This is a genomic window from Mesomycoplasma ovipneumoniae ATCC 29419, from assembly GCF_028885435.1.
GTDB classification, from domain to species: Bacteria; Bacillota_I; Bacilli_A; order Mycoplasmatales; family Metamycoplasmataceae; genus Mesomycoplasma; species Mesomycoplasma ovipneumoniae.
Map to the genome: position 1 here is coordinate 605,709 of NZ_CP118522.1, position 17,662 is coordinate 623,370.

Annotated in this window: 14 protein-coding genes and 2 tRNA genes; 7 read left to right on the forward strand and 9 right to left on the reverse strand. The window is 29.8% G+C overall.

Features of this window, described 5'->3' with window-relative positions:
• Nucleotides 1-11: 11 nt before the first annotated feature.
• From PWA39_RS02270 to PWA39_RS02285, 4 genes are all read right to left on the reverse strand, one after another.
• Nucleotides 12-2,900, reverse strand: coding sequence for a P97 family adhesin (locus PWA39_RS02270; protein ID WP_274827408.1), 2,889 nt, complete (start codon nucleotides 2,898-2,900; stop codon nucleotides 12-14).
• Between the two features lie 71 nt (nucleotides 2,901-2,971).
• Complete coding sequence (locus PWA39_RS02275) at nucleotides 2,972-4,006, reverse strand: restriction endonuclease subunit S (protein ID WP_318025469.1); 1,035 nt, start codon at nucleotides 4,004-4,006, stop codon at nucleotides 2,972-2,974.
• Nucleotides 3,951-4,172, reverse strand: a complete 222-nt coding sequence (locus PWA39_RS02280) for a hypothetical protein (protein WP_069099303.1) — start codon at nucleotides 4,170-4,172, stop codon at nucleotides 3,951-3,953. Before PWA39_RS02280 ends, PWA39_RS02275 begins: the two co-directional genes overlap by 56 nt.
• A gap of 96 nt (nucleotides 4,173-4,268) precedes the next feature.
• Nucleotides 4,269-6,518: a putative immunoglobulin-blocking virulence protein gene (locus PWA39_RS02285; protein ID WP_069099304.1), complete on the reverse strand. Its 2,250-nt coding sequence runs from the start codon at nucleotides 6,516-6,518 to the stop codon at nucleotides 4,269-4,271.
• A 538-nt stretch (nucleotides 6,519-7,056) separates the two neighbouring features.
• On the opposite strand from PWA39_RS02285, the gene PWA39_RS02290 reads away from it, so the two are divergent.
• On the forward strand, nucleotides 7,057-7,191 hold the full coding sequence (locus tag PWA39_RS02290) for a hypothetical protein (protein ID WP_274827409.1): 135 nt from the start codon (nucleotides 7,057-7,059) through the stop codon (nucleotides 7,189-7,191).
• 644 nt (nucleotides 7,192-7,835) lie between these two features.
• Here the strand turns inward: PWA39_RS02290 and PWA39_RS02295 are convergent.
• From PWA39_RS02295 to PWA39_RS02305, 3 genes are all read right to left on the reverse strand, one after another.
• A complete protein-coding gene (locus PWA39_RS02295) occupies nucleotides 7,836-10,058 on the reverse strand; it encodes a putative immunoglobulin-blocking virulence protein (protein WP_069099622.1) in 2,223 nt (740 codons plus the stop codon).
• 95 nt (nucleotides 10,059-10,153) lie between these two features.
• Complete coding sequence (gene metK / locus PWA39_RS02300; RefSeq protein WP_069099623.1) at nucleotides 10,154-11,305, reverse strand: methionine adenosyltransferase; 1,152 nt, start codon at nucleotides 11,303-11,305, stop codon at nucleotides 10,154-10,156.
• A 35-nt stretch (nucleotides 11,306-11,340) separates the two neighbouring features.
• Entirely contained in the window at nucleotides 11,341-12,237 is an 897-nt protein-coding gene (locus PWA39_RS02305; protein ID WP_069099624.1) for an ABC transporter ATP-binding protein, read from the reverse strand.
• 341 nt (nucleotides 12,238-12,578) lie between these two features.
• On the opposite strand from PWA39_RS02305, the gene PWA39_RS02310 reads away from it, so the two are divergent.
• The 6 genes from PWA39_RS02310 (at nucleotide 12,579) to PWA39_RS02335 (ending at nucleotide 17,306) form a co-directional block, all read left to right on the forward strand.
• Nucleotides 12,579-13,163 (forward strand): FMN-dependent NADH-azoreductase, encoded by a 585-nt coding sequence (locus PWA39_RS02310; protein WP_069099625.1) that lies wholly within the window; start codon nucleotides 12,579-12,581, stop codon nucleotides 13,161-13,163.
• Between the two features lie 22 nt (nucleotides 13,164-13,185).
• Nucleotides 13,186-13,791: an FMN-dependent NADH-azoreductase gene (locus PWA39_RS02315; protein WP_069099626.1), complete on the forward strand. Its 606-nt coding sequence runs from the start codon at nucleotides 13,186-13,188 to the stop codon at nucleotides 13,789-13,791.
• 58 nt (nucleotides 13,792-13,849) lie between these two features.
• Entirely contained in the window at nucleotides 13,850-14,074 is a 225-nt protein-coding gene (gene rpmE, locus PWA39_RS02320; RefSeq protein ID WP_044283875.1) for a 50S ribosomal protein L31, read from the forward strand.
• 15 nt (nucleotides 14,075-14,089) lie between these two features.
• Nucleotides 14,090-14,527: a Dps family protein gene (locus tag PWA39_RS02325; protein ID WP_044283876.1), complete on the forward strand. Its 438-nt coding sequence runs from the start codon at nucleotides 14,090-14,092 to the stop codon at nucleotides 14,525-14,527.
• Nucleotides 14,505-15,419: an RluA family pseudouridine synthase gene (locus tag PWA39_RS02330; protein WP_069099627.1), complete on the forward strand. Its 915-nt coding sequence runs from the start codon at nucleotides 14,505-14,507 to the stop codon at nucleotides 15,417-15,419. Before PWA39_RS02325 ends, PWA39_RS02330 begins: the two co-directional genes overlap by 23 nt.
• Before the next feature lie 870 nt (nucleotides 15,420-16,289).
• Complete coding sequence (locus PWA39_RS02335; protein WP_069099628.1) at nucleotides 16,290-17,306, forward strand: hypothetical protein; 1,017 nt, start codon at nucleotides 16,290-16,292, stop codon at nucleotides 17,304-17,306.
• Between the two features lie 104 nt (nucleotides 17,307-17,410).
• Here PWA39_RS02335 and PWA39_RS02340 read toward each other — a convergent pair.
• Both PWA39_RS02340 and PWA39_RS02345 read right to left on the reverse strand, forming a co-directional pair.
• Nucleotides 17,411-17,495 (reverse strand) — tRNA-Leu (locus PWA39_RS02340).
• A gap of 5 nt (nucleotides 17,496-17,500) precedes the next feature.
• Nucleotides 17,501-17,593 (reverse strand) — tRNA-Ser (locus PWA39_RS02345).
• Between the last annotated feature and the right edge of the window lie 69 nt (nucleotides 17,594-17,662).

The following is a 17,662-nucleotide window of genomic DNA, read 5'->3' on the forward strand; positions in this document are numbered from 1 at the left end:
CCTTTATAAGTTTACTTTTTTAATAATAGAGAACTTGTATGCTCCAAGATAATCACGCGGATAGGTTGACTTGAGAGAATTTTAGGATTATTTTTATCATAAAGATATAAAAATAAATTATATTGAACCCGACTTCCAGTGTTAGGAATTTTCTCAAGTACGCCGGTAATGTCAGTGTTGGTAGTTTGTGATGTTGTGTCTGTTGTTTGATTTTCTTTAGCTTTTTTTATTGCATAAAAGCCTAAATCTTTGTGTTGAAAGGTTAAATAACTACTAAAAGGTAGTTTTTCGACTTGCTTATCAACAGATACTGGCTCACCTTCCTTTGTTGAGATAGCGAGATTGATTTGAGATTTTAAATCCTCAAGGTCTTGTTTGCTTAAGATAACTATTTGTGAATTTGGTGAAAAAGTTGAGGCTATTTCATCTAATTTATCAACTTCATCACTCAAAAGTTTATTTTCAGGGTTGATTTTTAGTTCAATTTCTGCTTTTTTTGTTTGATAAATAACGCTAACTAAATCGCCGTTTTTGTCAATTGGACCGATATTATATCAATATTTTACTTTTAATTTTTCATCATTTGGCTTTTCTAAAGCATCGACATTTGTTAAATTAGGTTCCAGGCTAAACTGAATTTTGTAATTAAAATCCTCACCAAAATTACCAGTAAAAAGTTTTTGATTCATTTGTTTTAAATAGGTTAATGAATAAAAAGCAGCGAGAAAATCGGTGAGATTTTCAATATTATTTTTATTGTCTAGCTGAGCAAAATCAGCGTTACTGATTTGTTTTGCGTGTAATTCGATCTGTTTTATAAAATATTCAGGACTAAAAGATGAATTTGTTTTCATTAAATTAAGAGTATTTTTAAGCTCATTATTAATATAAAAAGCATTTTCAAGAGGTTTATCAGTATTTAAAAAACCATAATTAAATGAAAAAAGTCAAACTTTTAACTCAGCTTCTTCTTCACCAATTTGACCGCGTGGTTGCTTTGTAGGTTTAATTTCAATTTCACTTAATTTTTTAAATAATTCATTACTGTCAGAATTTTCTGGCCAGTTTGTTTCAGATTTTATTAATCCAAAATGTTTAAGATAATCAAATCAATATTTTGCGACAAAACTAATGTCTTGTTTTGATAAAAATGACAAAAATTGTGAAATTTTCTCATCACTATTAAAATAATTAGAAGAAATTGATGTTATACCTTTAGAGGCTGCATCATCAAGATTTGAGTTTTTAATTAAATCTTCAACGGTTGGCAAATTATAACTATCAACCATTGATTTTAATTGGCTTTCGTCAAATCTAAAGCCATAATAACGGGAATTTTGAAGAACTTTTTTTAATTTATCGAAATTATTTGACTGAATTAGCACTAATAATTCCTCTTTTGGAATTCCTTGTTGATTTTCTTTTCTAACAAATTCTTGGACTTTTGGTTCAATAGTCAAACTGCTTTTATTAACTGAAGCTGCAAAATCAGGATCATTTTGAGCTAATATTTCAAAATTTTTAATACTTTGTGAAAATTTTTTTGTAGCAACAATTTTATCGTTTCTCTTATCTTTTACAACAATATCGCCATTAATTTGTGCAACAACACTGTTATCTTTAAAATCTAAATTAACTTGTTCAGTATCTAGTTTTATTTGAAGATCTAAAAATTTTGAAATTTGGTTAAAATTTAAATTTTCTAGTTTATTTTGGAATCTAATTTTTGATATCAGCGGTGTTTTTACAATTTTTTCAATAAGTGAATTAAGAAAATCAGCGCGCTTTTCTTTGGTTGCAAAAATTTCATTATTATAATAATTTAGAAAATCTCACCCTGTAATTAAAGTTGAATTATTTTGACTGAAATTATCTATTGCAAAATAATCACTGTCAGAAAATTCACTTAAAACAATATCATCACTAATTGACTTATCAAGGAAAGAATTACTTAAATTGAGCTGAGTTGTAAGGAAAAATTTGGAATCCTTGTTGATATCAGCTGCAATTTCTTTTGAAAAATCAAAAGAAAACTGGGCAACAAAGGTCAATTTATAAACCCCAGGCGTTGCTGTTTTTACTAAATATCGATCAGTTATAATTTGATCTTTTACCAAATTTATATCATAGCGAGGTTTTTTAATACCACTGTCAGATTCAAAGTAAAAGCTTTTATTGCTAAAAATTTCTGAAATTGTTTCATCCAGGTTGAAATATTTGTTAATAATTTCTCTAGCCTCGGCGTCATTTTTTGCGCTATTAACTTCTTTTTGAAAATCTTCAACTGAAATTAGCTTTGTCAATTCTTTTTTAAATGAAAAATTAACCTCACTATCTGTGTAAGGTCTTAATTTCTTGAGTTGGTCTTCTGAATAAGTTGAAAAATTAGAAAGTGAATAATCTGGGACATAATTATAAGCAACTTTTTGTTTAAATAAGTCAGAAATTGCTGTTTTATTGTCATCTAATTTTTGTGAAACTCGCCAAAAAACCTCGAATGTTTGCTCATTATCGTCAGGTTTGATATCAAAAATTTCCAATTTGAAAGGTTTTCAATTATGATCGGTTGAAAAATTAACGGGAATGCTAGAGTTATTGGTCTGGTAAAAATCAAAAAAATCTGTTAAATCAATGTCAGTTTTTTTGGTGTTATCGTCGTTCAAAAGTTTCTTTTTTAAATCTAAATAGTCTGAATTAGCATTTAAATATTTATCCTTTATACTAATAAAAGAAATTGATTTTGCTTGGTTTTGCACGTCAATTCGGGGGTTTTTTAGTTCTAAATTTGCAAAAACGAGTAGCGGAGTGGCAATAATTACTCCACCAGCAATAGTACTTAGCCCTAAAAGAAAAATATTTTTTTTAGTTAGTAGTTTTTTAGTGATTGTACTTTTCGTCACCTTTCCTCCTATGTGTTCAATAAAAAATTTTAACAAAAAAAAAAAAAAAGTAAACAAATCCCTTAAATTAGTTAATAAACAAACATTTTAGTGATAAAACTTGTTTTTAAATTTTTAAAATACTCAGCTTTTTGCTCATAAGCAACAATTAGTGAGTCAAAAGTTTCAAAAAGTTGTGCAATTTTCTCTTGCTCAACAGTATCAGCAACTTTTATAAAATATTTTTCAATTTCATTAAGCCGAAAAATATGTCTAACAGATTTATTTGTACTTTTTAGCATCAATTTTTTAAAAATTTCAGTTTTAAATCAAATTAAAAAATAATCAGAATTATAGTCTTTTTTGAGCCTAAAAACTTCATACATCGGACTGATTAATCCAGGCATAGAGTTTTTATATAAAGCAAGAGACCCAACTTGAATTCTTGATGGATTAAAAGCAAAGGAATTTTTTGTGATTATTTGTGAGTTGTCTTTATTTGCAAAAACAGCTTTTCCACCTTTTTTAAATAGTTGTTTTTGACTTACAAATCCAAGTTTATTTGAAACTGAATAACTTATAAGCTTTAAATTATTTGAATTTTTATTTTTATAACTTTGAAAAAGATCGCTAATTTGCTCAGTTTTTCATGACTTACTAAAGCCTTTAAATCTAATTAAAGGAAAATCTGAACTTAGATCAGTAAACATTTTTTTAGTAAGAGTGTTTTTAACATCTTTTAAAAGGTTAATTTTTTCTTCAAGTTTGTTAGCTAGGTTTTCAAAAGTCTCAAAAAATTGGGAAATTTTTTGCTGCTCGCTAATATCAGTAGTGAAATTTAGCTCGATTTGAGCCATATCGATAATTTTTAGCGAAGGAATAATACCATTTGTGACATTTTTTTTGGTTTGCAATCCAATTGCAATGGCAAAAAATTCGTTTTCAAGGTATTTTTTTGAAGAAAGTATTCCACAAGAACCTGTTGCAAAAAATTTGACTTTTCGAAAATTAACAGCTCCAGCCTTTGCACCGGCGGTAGTCCAAGTTATTACATTTTCAGCTAAAAACTCGTTATAATAGCCTAAAATCCCCTGATTTTCTGTTTGCGATGAATAAACCGGGTAGATGTAGCCGCTCTCTCTCTCTCTCTCTCTCTACAGGTTTAGTTTTTATTTGGTTTTTGGTTAGTGATTGGCCACGGGAAATCTCGAATAAATTTTTAACTTGATCACTGATTCAAACTGTGTTGAAGTTTTTGAATTTAACTAGGGGTATATTTGGCTTTTTATTCATTAATTGATCCTTTAGATATTCTAAATTATAATAAAAAATCCACCTTTAAATAGTAAAAGTTGGATTTTTTTATTTAAAAATTTTTAGCAATCTAAATTAAGATGAAGAGGATTTAACGCTTATTTCACGCAAGGCAAATTTACCTTTTGATGCTTCTTTTTGTCTTGGGTCTTTAGTTTTTTCTTGATAGAACTTAATTAAATCTTGTTTAATTTGTTCTGAATCAACAACAATTTTACTAAAAGGATAGGCATTATTTACTGATTCAACAAAGGCTTTGAGTTGTTCTTTTGCATCTTCGTTTGGATTTCCGCTTATATTAAATGTAACATTTTGCTGATTTTGACCAGTTTGATCACGAAAATAAATTCGCCCAGAAGGATTGCCATAACGCTCAGAAATTCCACTTAATTTGTCAGTGTATTTTGAGCCTTCAAAGTCTGAAACATTGGCTGAAAAAGTTGGACCTGAATTAGTGCTAGATGCAGAATTACTATCGGCGGCAAAATAAATATCGGTAAATCTTAGCTTTTTAAAGCCTTCATAGTCTTGAGATGCATATTTATCTTCTTTTCAATTTTTAATGTTATCATTAAAAATTTGGTCAATCTCGTCGAATTTAAGGTTTTTAATTGTTTTAATATTTGTTTCAGAAAAATCTAGTTTTGGCGGATAACCACCTTTACCACCATGGCGACCTTGAAATGGACGTTGGTAAATTTTTGATCCAAAAGCTAATTTTAAACCTTCGGTGATTTTAGTTGCATCATCTCCTTTATCTCAACGGAGTGTGTCAAATAAAATTGATCCAGGAATTTGCTCATCAGGTGTGTTTTTATGAAAATCGGCGGCATTATTATAATCAAAACTAATAAAATCAACATCGGCAACGGCATTTGGATTAATTGCTCAGTTATCAGCGATTGCTTTTTCATTAGAATAGAGTTCTAATTCTTTAAGTTTTTTGCCTCGAAGTGCTGAAAGGCCATTTATTGCTTTTTGGTCATCTAAAAATAAAGTTAGTTTTTGGACATTATTTGGTAAGGCAGCTAAAATTTTGTCAATATTTTGGTCTTTATTTTTTGTGCCAACATTTTTAAGAACAACAGCATCAATTTTATTACCAACATTTGATTTTAAAAATTCTTGGAATTTTTCAAAAGCATTTTTGTCATTTGCATCAATTGAAACGGCAATAATTTGGGATTTTACAGCTTTATGTTTATTTTGGGCGTTTTGAGTGTATTGGTAAACTTTTATTGATCCAGAACCTGAACCAGCAACTTTGTCAATTTCGGTTTTTCACTCACTATTAGAAGAAATATCGGCTTTATCTCATCCATCATAGTTTTGATTAGCAATTCCGTGTGGGTTACGTTGAACTCAACCTTCATTACTTAAAAGACGATTTTGGTTTCGTTGACGATAAAGTCCATTTTTTCCTGTGATTGGATTGTCATCAGGATTTACAAAAACTCAGCCGTGATGGTCATTAGTATCAACAGTCATTCCACGCTCAATTAATTTGTATTCAACATCAGTAAATTTTGGTCCTTCTTTTTCTTGTTGTTTTAAAAATTTTAAGTAATTATCTTCTCTAGTTTTATAATTATTTGCTACTCAAATTTGGTATCTTAGACTTTCTTCAAATACTTTTTTTTGCTCTTCGGTACCATTAGGGTAATAACGGTTAAATTCATGTTTTAACTGACGCTCTAGTTCGGCAATTTCAGCTACCCGTGCGGCAATATTTGCCTCAGTTCTTCGTGTTGAAGCAGCAAGACCTAAACGCCAGTTAGCTTTTGCTTGCTCAACTGCTCCGGGTGAAACGTTAACTGATTGGGATTGTCTTGGCGAAGTTTGGACTCTTTGGGTAGTGGTTGCAGTGCTACGAACTGGCGAGCTAGCGGTTCTTGAAACACTTGGAGCTGGAATTGGGACGGTTGACTCGACTCGACTAATTGTTCTTCTTGTTATTTTTGGAGCAGGTTGAGGCTTAGGAGTGGCAATAGCAATTTTTTTAACTTGTTTTGGAATTTCAACTTTTGGTGGGATTTTTTCAACTTTTTGCGGCTGGACTACTGGGGTATCTGATTCAATTTTTTTAGGTTCTGGTTTTTGGACTGGTATAAATTTAGAATTTGTAACTGGCGAATTAAAAGCGGTGTCATTTGGGATATTTTTAAGAATTATTGATGGCGCTTCTGGCGAATAAGCAACCAAAGGAGATTCTCAGTTAAAATTATTTACTACTTCATTTAATGCAAAGGAAAAGCTAACGGCAATAGTGCTTGCTACTGCTCCTATTAGATATTTTTTGCGCTTTGAGACATAAAAAATTTGCATTTTACCTCCTAAAAACAAAAAAACAAAATTAGGTAAATTTTGAATTTAAATTTTAGCTAATTTTGTTTTTAGATAGATTTAGAAATTATTATAAATGATTTTTTAAAAAAACAAAACTTTTTGTCCAAAAAATTTTTAAGGATTTTTTGGGGCGTTTCAGTCTCAATCGGCAATCCTTCCGAGTTTCACAGTTTGATGAGATAATCTTAAAAAGTGTCTTGTTTTTCATGGTTTTTTAACTTAAAAAGCAAAATATGAAATTTTTAAATTGCTTTTTTAGTTTAAAACGCTAAAACACTGGCAAAAATCAATTTATGATAAAACAACAAAAATCACAAAAAAATACAACTGCTATTTAAACTCAATGTAAATAGAAAACTCGTCCCGAGTTTCCCAGTTTTAAGGCAAAAATTCACTTTTTAGTGAATATAAATATGAAAAAACACCCGTAAATCAGTGTTTTTTGAACGTAAAACCTTAATTTATATTAATGTCATTTAATTGCATTTTAAGTAATTTTATGGTATAATTATAGATTATGAAAAAACAAAATAAAGATGGTTTTATTGAAGTAAACAAATTGTTTGGCAAAAAACCTAAATATTTTAAGGAAATTTCAAACGTGAAATTTGAAAAAAGTTATTTGGAAACAATCAATAATTTGATATCTTAATAAATTACTAATAAAATTGTAATTAACTTTTACCAAAAAACTTAAAAAATTGCCTAAAACCAGATGCTTTTTTGAAATTACCTTATCAAACTGGGAAACTCAGGATAAAACAACAAAAATCACAAAAAAATACAACTGCTATTTAAACTCAATGTAAATAGAAAACTCGTTTTTACTTACATTGAGCCTAAAAAAATATATGAAGTTTTGAAAGAACAATAACTAAAAGCCTTAAATTTGAAGATTTCTAAACGGTTAAATTTATGGCATTGCATCATATTTAAAAATATGACGGAAAATTCGCATTTTCTAATTTTTTATGACAAAAAACATAATTAAATCCCCTTAATTCAAAACAAAATTTATTAATTATTCTTAGTGAGGTTTATTATAACATAATTTTTTTCTAGACCAAACATTTTTTTTTTTTTTTTTTTACAAAAGGTTAATTTTAAAATAATAAAAATTAAGATTTTAGGTCAAAAAACACTGATTTATGGGTATCTTTGCATATTTATATTCACTAAAAAGTGAATTTTTGGCAGCAAACTGGCAAACTCAGGAATATTCTAAATTATAATAAAAAATCCGCCTTTGAATAGTAAAAGGTGGATTTTTTTATATTTAAAAGTTTTTAAGAATTTTTAGGACGCTTTAGTTTCAATCGGCAATCCTTCAAGTGAACTACCTAGTTGGGAAGCTAATGAAGAATCAGCTTGAATTTTACTGAAAGAATTTACCCGGTTTGCCGCTTTTAGGAAATGTTCTAAATCAGCTTTGGCATTTGCAGAAAAACTTCCTTTAAGAACTAAAGTTGCGCCCTGAACTTGTTTTCCATCCTTGTCTTTAATATAAATGTTTGAAAACTCATCAGGTCCAAAATTAAGTCTTTTTTGGAATTGGCCATCAAATTTATCGAGCTCAACGGTGTAGGTGTTTGATCCTGAAGTAGAATCGCTATTAGAATCAATTCCAAAGGAAATATCACGGAACTTTAAGTAAAAGTTAGCTTGTTCTTTGATACCAGTGTCAGTTTCTCATGTTGAAATCTGACGGTTAAATTCTTGGTTAGCCTCGTCAAAGTTAATATCTTTAAAGGTTTTTATATCGGTTTTAGAAAAATCAAGGTTAGGTGGATAGCCCCCACGGCCACCAAAAACTCCTTGGAATACTCGTTGATTAATTTTTGATCCAAAGGCAATTTTTAGTCCTTCATTGATTTTTTCAGTACTTCCTAGCTCTTTAGTTCAACTTAAGGTGTCAAAACGAATTGAACCAGGCAGTTTTGCGCTAGGATTATAAAGATTTATACTTGCCTTATCAACAAAGTCTCATTTAATAAAGTCAACATTTTTAAGTCCATTAGGATTAATAGCTCAAGTTCCAGTTTCTTTTTGCGCATTTGAATAAAGTGAGAGTTCACTAAGTTTATGATTTTCTAATTTTGAAAGGGCCTCAAGTCCTTTGTTGTCTTCAACAAAAAGACGCAAAGAAGTAATTGAATTAGGAAGTTTTGAGATAATTTGTTCAATTGTTGAAGTGTAGTCGCCTTTGACATTTTGAAGGACAACTTCTTTTAGGTCGCTTTGGGATTTGGCTAGATTTTGAAGGATGCTATCAAATTTTGCTAAAGCAGTTGGATCTGATGAGTCTAGATAGAGTGATTTGAATTGGGTTAGACCGTTATTTCCAGCGGTATTACCGGGATTTTTCTTGTATTGGATAAGTCTAATTGAGTTAGAACCTCCAGGAATACCGGCACTTGAGAGAGCAGAGTTAAAATTGCCATCTTTTACATGAGAACTAGGATCATTTAGTCCACCAGATCAACCTGGGCGAGATAGGCTGCTTAAAACTGTTGAGTCTTGATTTGGTCATGGGCTATCATAAGGTGCAATTCCTCTTGCATTATCAGCTTTAATTGCTTTTTTAACAATGTTATTTCTAGGTTCTCATCCGTCGGTGTCTCTATCGGGGGTATAACCTTTTTCAAGCAGACCAATTTCTTCTTTAGTTAGCCGTCCTTGTTCAAAACGAGCCTTACGTTCAGAGTGATACTTTAAATCGTATTGTTGGCGTTCAAGTTCATATTTTTTTTGGTTAATTTGGTAATTATAACTTTCATCCCAAACTTTAAGACGGAGGTTGTATTCTTCTGTGCCTACCTCTTTTGACCCTGATCAGTAAACTGACTCATGTTTTTGATTTTGCTGTCTTTCTAATTCTTTAATTTCAGCAGTTATTCTTGAAATATTTGAATTAGCAGTAGTTACATTAGTTGAAGCTCGAAATCTAAGGTTTTGGAGAGCTTGACCATATTTTCCAGTTGTATCAACTTGTTGATAAGAAGCTGAAGGAGTAGGAGCAGGCGGGGTGAAAGTAGGGGTTGCCGGCTGGGCTTGGACTCTTGGAGGAGTAACTGTTTGAATTGTTCTTACTCTTTGGACCGGACGAGGAGTTGGACGGGCGATAGTTCGAATTGGGGTAACGATTGGTGAGATTGGTCTTGGTTTTGCTTTTGGTGTTGTCTGAGGAACTGGGTTGTCGATTTTTTTAACTGTTGGGGGCTCGACGGTTTCAACTGGTTTTGGGACAACTATTTTTGGGCCTGGACTTGGAATTGGTGCTTCGGGAAGATCTTGTTTTTTAGGCGGATTAATAAAATTTGTATTTGCCACAGGAGAAAAATTAACATCATTTGGGGTGTTTTTCAAAACTATTGAAGGGCTAGAAGTTGAATAGGAAACTTCTAAAGGATCAAAAATACTACCCGAAAAAACATTCGGAATATAAGCCGCAGTAGCAACCGAAATCCCTAGCAATGAAAGGGCAATTATTTTTTTTCTTTTTGATAAATACAATACCATGATATCTCCTTTTGCAAATTACTTCGTTTTACTTATTCACTTAAATTATAATATAAATTATGAAAAAAGTGCTAAAAAATCTTAAAAAAATAGGGCTAATTTTTTCAGTCTTGCTTTGATAAATATTGGTGAATTTTTTCGACATAATCAGTCTTTTCAAAGCTAAGATCAAGATCATCGCGGCCAAAATGTCCATAAACTGCAAGATTTTGGTAAATTGGCTTTCACAGTCCAAGTTGACTAACTAAATTAGCAAGTCGAAGATCAAAAACATCTCTAATAATTTGACTAATTTGATCAGTGCTAAATTTAGGGTTTTTAACATAAGTAATATTAACTAAATCAGGAAATTCAGAGCCAATTTGGTATGAGAGTTGAATTTCAATTTCATCTGCTAAATTAGCGGCAACTAGATTTTTTGCAATATAACGGGCAATATAAGCTCCACTTCGATCAACTTTTGTATAGTCTTTTCCACTAAAAGCTCCACCACCATGGTGAGCTGCATCGCCGTAGGAGTCAATAATTATTTTTCGCCCAGTCAGACCACTATCACCAATTGGCCCGCCGATTGTAAATTCTCCAGCTTGATTAATGAAAGTTTTAAAATCAGAATTTAGACCATATTCTTTGGCGGTTGGAATCATAATTTTGTTTAACACAAAGTCGCGAAAGCGAGCTATGTCATAATTTTTTAAGTGCTGAATTGACATTAACATTTTAGTTATTTTTGGGCGACTGTTTTGATCATAGACAACTTCGACTTGCGATTTCATGTCAGCGAGGGCTTCTAAAAACTGGCCATTTTTACGGTAAAATTCAGCTTTTTGAACCAAAGAGTGGGCAAGACTTTGGGCAAGAGGCATAAAATTTTTAGTCTCATTAGTCGCAAAACCATAAACAATCGACTGATCACCTGCGCCAAGACTATTTTGAGAACGGTTTACAAGGCTAGAAATTTCTTTTGACTGGTTATTTACATTCGAAATTATTGTAAAATCATTTTCGGTATAGCCAATTTCAAACAGAATTTCCCAAGCAGTTTTGATAAAATCAACATAGCCAGTTGTTGAAATTTCACCGCCGATAATAATAAGTCGATTTGAAGCCATCACTTCAATTGCCACCCTTGAGTTTTGATCTTGATCTAAAAGTTTATCAAGAATTGAGTCGGCAATTTGGTCACAAATTTTATCAGGATGACCTTTTCCAACAGATTCGGCGACTGAAATTTTCGATATTTTCATTTTTTTCCTTTGGTTCTAAAATTAATAGCTATGAATTAAGCAGTTTTTTGTTTTGCTTGCAGAAATTCTTCAAAAGAGAGTGATTTTTGACGTTTTGTTGTCAGTTTTCCGTTATTTATTTTGATAATCAAATCGGCAAGAGGTTCCATTTGGGGATCATGTGAAACCATGACAATTGTTGTTTTATATTTTTTATTAATGTATTTAAGAATTCTTAAAACTATATTTGTATTATTTTCATCAAGAGCACCGGTTGGCTCATCAGCGAAAATTATTTTTGCGTTTTTAACAAGAGCTCTTAGTATTGAAATTCGCTGTTGTTGACCACCGGACATTTGTGAGGGGAATTTAAATTTTATATCATCTAGTTCAAATTCAGTAAATAAATCCTGGATATCCAAAAGTTTTGTTTTATCACCTTGAAGATAAGCGCCAACTTGAACATTATCATACCCATTTATATTTCCAAGAAGATTATATGATTGGAAAATAAATGAAACTTTTTGACGACGGAATTTTGTAAGCTCTGAATTTTTAAGGTAGGCTAAATTAACCGAGTCAACAATTATATCACCTTCAGTTGCCCTATCAAGCCCTGACATTAGATTCAATATTGTTGACTTTCCTGATCCGGATTTACCATTTAAAATAGCAAAATCACCCTCGGCAATACTAAAACTAATATCTGCAAAAACTTTTGTAACAACAGAACCAAAAAGATAATATTTTGATACGTTTTTAAAATCTATTATCGAACCAGGTAAGTTAGCGTCTTGAATTTTACCAACTTTAACTCGTGGAGTATCGTTTGCTCAGCGAATTAATTTTAATTGTTTTGCTGATAAATTTTCTGACTCAGTTTCTTTAATTATTTTTAAGGCTTGTGTTTGTCTTTCAACTTTTTTTGCCTTTGAAAAAAAACTTAATGACATATCTACTCCTGTAATTGCTAGTTCAACTAGTTTTTATAATATATTTAAACTTTTACATTAAAGGCTAAATTATAATACAAAAGTTAAATTTTAAAATATTTTTTAAAATTTAATGCAAAAAAGCTATTGAACTAAAATAAAAAAGTGAATTTTAGAAGAGTGAAAAACAAGCCATGCCAGGGATAAAACAAACTAATTTTAATTCTTAATTTCTTATTGAGTATATTTATTATACCAGAAAATTTTAATTTTGGTAATAATTTTTTTTTGTTTTTTTAAATTGTTTTTTAAGGTAAAATTTAATTAATTAAATAGCAAATAAAAACCAAATGGAGGTAAAAATGACAGAGGTTTTATACATAAAGTCACATTTAAACCAAAATTCAACTTCTAACAATGTCGCAAAACTTTTTATTGAACATTACAAAGAGCAAAATCCTAATGCAATTATTAGTGAATTTGATCTTAATGATTATAAAGTCGGACAAATTTCCCTAAATTCAGAAAATTTTTCAAGTTTTTGAAAAGAAGTTGATGCTGATTTTTGAATTGAAAAGCTAAAACAAGCCAAAAAAGTAATTATTTCATCACCGATAATAAATTGAGGCTATTCAGCTCAGATTAAAAATTTTTTTGATGCAGTTTGTCTTGCTGATCGTACATTTTCTTATAAATATTCAAAAAAAGGTGGAGCAATTGGTCTTCTTGATAATATTGAAAATGTCCAAATTATATTAAGCTCACATTCAAAACAAGAAGAACTGCCAAGTCCAAATCCAGCTGAGACAATCATTGGTACTTTTAATTTTCTTGGTGCTAAAAAAATTAATAATCCGCTTATTATTGAACAGTCTTATAAATATAAAGAAAATGGCTTTGATGAGACTCTTGTAGAACAAATCAAAGAGACAGCCAAAAGTTTTTAAAAAAAATAAAAATAGGAAAATTATGAATATTCTAGTTTTAAAGTCATCAGTTAATGAGAAAAAAGGATCATATTCTTCAACTCTTTCAGATCTTTTTGTTAAATTTTATCGCGAATTTAATCCTGAAGATCAAATTGAAGTTCTTGATCTAAATAAATTTGCGATTGCTAACATTAATTTAACAGAAAAAAATTTTGAAGATGGTAGTTTTTACCAAAATGCACAAGCAGAGTTTTGAATTGATAAATTAAAAAAAGTAGATAAAGTTGTTTTTTCAACTTCAATGACAAATTTTAATTATTCAGCCACAACCAAAAACTTTTTTGATGCAATTACAATCCCAAATCAAACCTTTAGTCTTAACAAAGAAACTGGCGAGTATCACGGATTATTAACTAACATAAAAAATGTACAAATTCTTACAGCCCAAGGAGCCCCAATTGGTTGATATCCATTTGGAAATCATACTGCCTTAATTAAACAAATTTTTGAATTTTTAGGTGCTAAAATTGTCTCAAGCGCTTTTGTTCTTGCGGGAACAAAAGTAGCCCCAGCAAATCAGTTATCAATTAGCGATTTTGTTGAGCAACATCAGACTGAAATTAAAAAATTAGCACAAAATTTTTAAAATATAGAAAAACAAGTATAATTTTATAATTGATTTAAAAAAAATTATAAGGACTAACATGAAAAAAAATATCCATCCTGTTCAACACGATTTAGCTCTAACTTGTTCAACTTGTAATTCAGAATTTACTATCAAAACAGTAGTTGATAAATTTACAATTGATATTTGTTCTGGTTGCCATCCTCAGTTTACTGGTGATAGATCGCTTAGTCGAACTACCGGAAGAATTGAAAGATTTCGTCGTATGGCAGCAAAAGCGCAAAAAAATCCTGTAAAAAAATAGTCAATAATTTTAAATATGATTACAAAATTAAATAAATTACAAGCAAATCTAACTGTTTTGTATACTAATTTGAAAAATTTTCATTGAAACCTACAAGATGTAGATTTTTTAGTTATTCATAAATATACAGACAAATTAGCAAAAAAAACAATTGAATTTGTTGACGAAGTCGCTGAAAAAATCCGTTCACTAGGACAAGTTGCAATTTCAAGTTTTGATGAAATTAGTCAAAATTCAGATTTAGAAATATTTAATTCAAAAATTTGAACTTCTGAAGTAGCACTTGAAAAAATTGGCAAACAAATCAAGCTAATTCTTGAAGTTTGCAAAAATATCCAACAAGACGAGTCAAATTTTGAAATTCAACATTTAATTTTCCCATTAATTGATGAACTTGTTCTTTACTATCATAAAGAACTTTGAATAATTCATGCACAAAAATCAAATAATTAATCTTATTTATGATTCAGAACCGATAAGAATTGATATTTTAGTTGCTAAATTAACTAATTCTTCACGGGCTATTGCTCAAAATTTAATTTCAAATAAAAAAGTTTTAATTAATAATGTTCTAACTTCTAAAAAAAATTTACTTGTAAAATCTGGTCAAAGTATTATGATCATAAATGATTATACAAGTCCAGAACCATCATTAAAAGCTGCTAAAATTGATTTTGAAATTATTTTTGAAGATGAAGATATTCTTTTAATCAATAAACCAAAAAATTTAGTTGTTCATCCTGGTGTTGGCAATTGAGACGGAACACTAGTAAATGGGGTTATTAATTTTTTAAAAAATAATCTCAGTGATCTTGATAAAGTTCGACCAGGAATTATCCATCGACTTGATAAGGATACAAGTGGTCTTATTTTAGTAGCTAAAAATGCAAAATCACATTCATATTTTGCCGATCAATTGGCAAAAAGAGAAATTCAAAGATTTTATAAAGCAATAGTAGTTGGAAAAATACCTCATAAATTTATTAAAATAAATTTGCCAATTGCTCGTGATTCTAAAAATCCCTTAAAAAAGACAGTTAGTTATTTTAATTCCAAACAAGCAATAACTAATGTTGAATTAATTAAACATTTTGTTTACAAAAACCAAAATTTTAGCCTAATAAAATGCCAACTTGAGACTGGTAGAACTCACCAAATTCGCTTACATCTTGCTCATATAGGTTTTCCAGTTTATGGTGATCCAATTTATGGGACCAAAGTTGATAATTTAGGTCAAAGATTGCATGCTTACAAATTAATTTTTAAACATATTGACGGAAAAGAACTTGAATTTAGCACTGATCTACCAAAGGAATTTATGATCGCCTTTAATGAAAAAATCTAAAATTTTATTGTCTTAGAGTATTTCATTAAAAAAGAAACAAAGAAAAAAATTTGAAAGCAAAAATTTACTATATAATAAGGATATCACTAGTTCCCCAGTTTGATGAGATAATCTTAAAAAGTGCCCGGTTTTTGGGCACTTTTTTACCTTTTTTGGCAAACCCAGAAAAAATAACTATCAAAGCAAAAAAACTAAATTTTAAATCTACCACTCATGAATCCAAAATCTACTTATTAATAAAATAAGGCAAACTAAAAAAGGCTAAATTTTAACTTAAAAAGCAAAATTATGAAATTTTTAAACTACCTTTTTTAGTTTAAAACACTGATAAAAATCATAAAAAAATACAACTGCTATCTAAACTCAATGAAAATAGAAAACTCATTTTTATTTACATTGAGCCTAAAAAAATATATGAAGTTTTGAAAGAACAATAATTAAAAGCCTTAAATTTGAAGATTTCTAAACGGTTAAATTTAAGGCATTGCATCATATTTAAAAATATGACAGAAAAGTCACGCTGTCTGATTTTTTTACGACAAAAACATAACTAAATCCCCCTTAATTCTAAAATCCAAATTTATTAATTATTCTTAGTGTGTGTAATTATAACAGAAATTTTTTTTAGACCAAGCATTTTTTTTTTTTTTTGCTAAGCTTATTTTAAAATAGTAAAAATTAAAATTTTAGTCTCAAAAATCACGGATTTACGGGTATTTTTGCATATTCATATTCACTAAAAAGTGAATTTTTGCCATCAAACTGACAAACTCGGGAAAAAAAGAAACAAAGAAAAAAATTTGAAAACAAAAATTTACTATATAATAAGGATATAGTAAATTTTTTTACTTCAAAGAAATGGGGTGATTTATGAAAATAAATAACAAAAATATTAAAAAAATTATTGGTCTAAGTCCATTAACCAATTTAACATTTGCTAGCTTGTTAATTAGTGTTCCAGTAATTTCAGTTATTTCCCAGAAAAATTGGCATCAAAAAGATTCAACAAGTCTAGTTTATAATGAAGAATTTAACAACTTTTTAGATTTAGAAGCTAATAACGTTATTAGCCAATTAGAGCAAAATTCTAGCGTTAATTTTTTAAATGTTCAAGATGTTGACCAGGAAGCACGAAAAATTGGCAATCTTGGTAGATTTAAAAAAGATTTCAATAATTTTATTAATAAAGTAAAAGCGAATCCAAGGGCAAATCTTGAAAAACTTGCAAAAGACACTTTAGCTACAAAAGGCATTAATTATGACCAATTAAAAAAACAATATCAACACAAAGTCAAAATGCCAGCAGTAACATTTTCATACAAATACAAACCACAAAACCGTTGATCTATGGGTAATGTTCCATTCCCTTGAGATCCTAGAAAAATAAGCTTTCGCAGAGTTCCAGCCTCCGGAGTTCCACAAAACAATGATACTTATAATAGATATTCAGCCGGAGTATGAAGGTCACATGTAAAAACTGCTTCATTTGCAGCAATAAATTTTGGACTTGCTGTGGCTTATGGTTTTGCTCTTAATTTTGTTGCTGCTGTTTCAGCTGGTGCGGCAGGCTCAATGCTTAGTTATCTTTCAGCAAAATACAAAGAACTTTATGATCAACTACAAAAAGCTCCTTTTGATATTAGCGATAAAATCAAAGGACAAATGGCGAGCCATGCAAATGCAATTGGTATTGCAGGAAGCGTTAACAAATGACTTCGAGGAGTTTTAACTCTTGCAAATAGTGTTAGAAAAATACAAACAACTGTTAGACCAGCATTATTAGCTTCAAGTGTTCTTTCAAATGCTGGCGCTATTATTTCATTAATCGATTTAACTCAAGGACTCATTAGCGAACTTATAGACCGTCTAGTGATTATTGATAATTAATTTGAAATTTTTAGAAAATAGTAGGTAAAAAATCTATTTAAACAAAAAAAGCCACTTATTTATTTAAGTGGCTTTTTTTGAGCTTAAAAAATTAATTTATTATATGGTGCTCTCGACAAGACTTGAACTTGCACCCGTTTCCGGATTAGAACCTCAATCTAACGTGTATACCAATTTCACCACGAGAGCTTATATGGCGGATCAGACAGGATTTGAACCTGCGCGGGTTTTTTTGAACCCCTAATACGTTTCCAACATATCCTCTTAAGCCTCTTGAGTACTGATCCAAAGTAACATAAGATTTACACTATAATTATACAACAAAAAAGGATTACTATTAATTTAGATTCAAATTT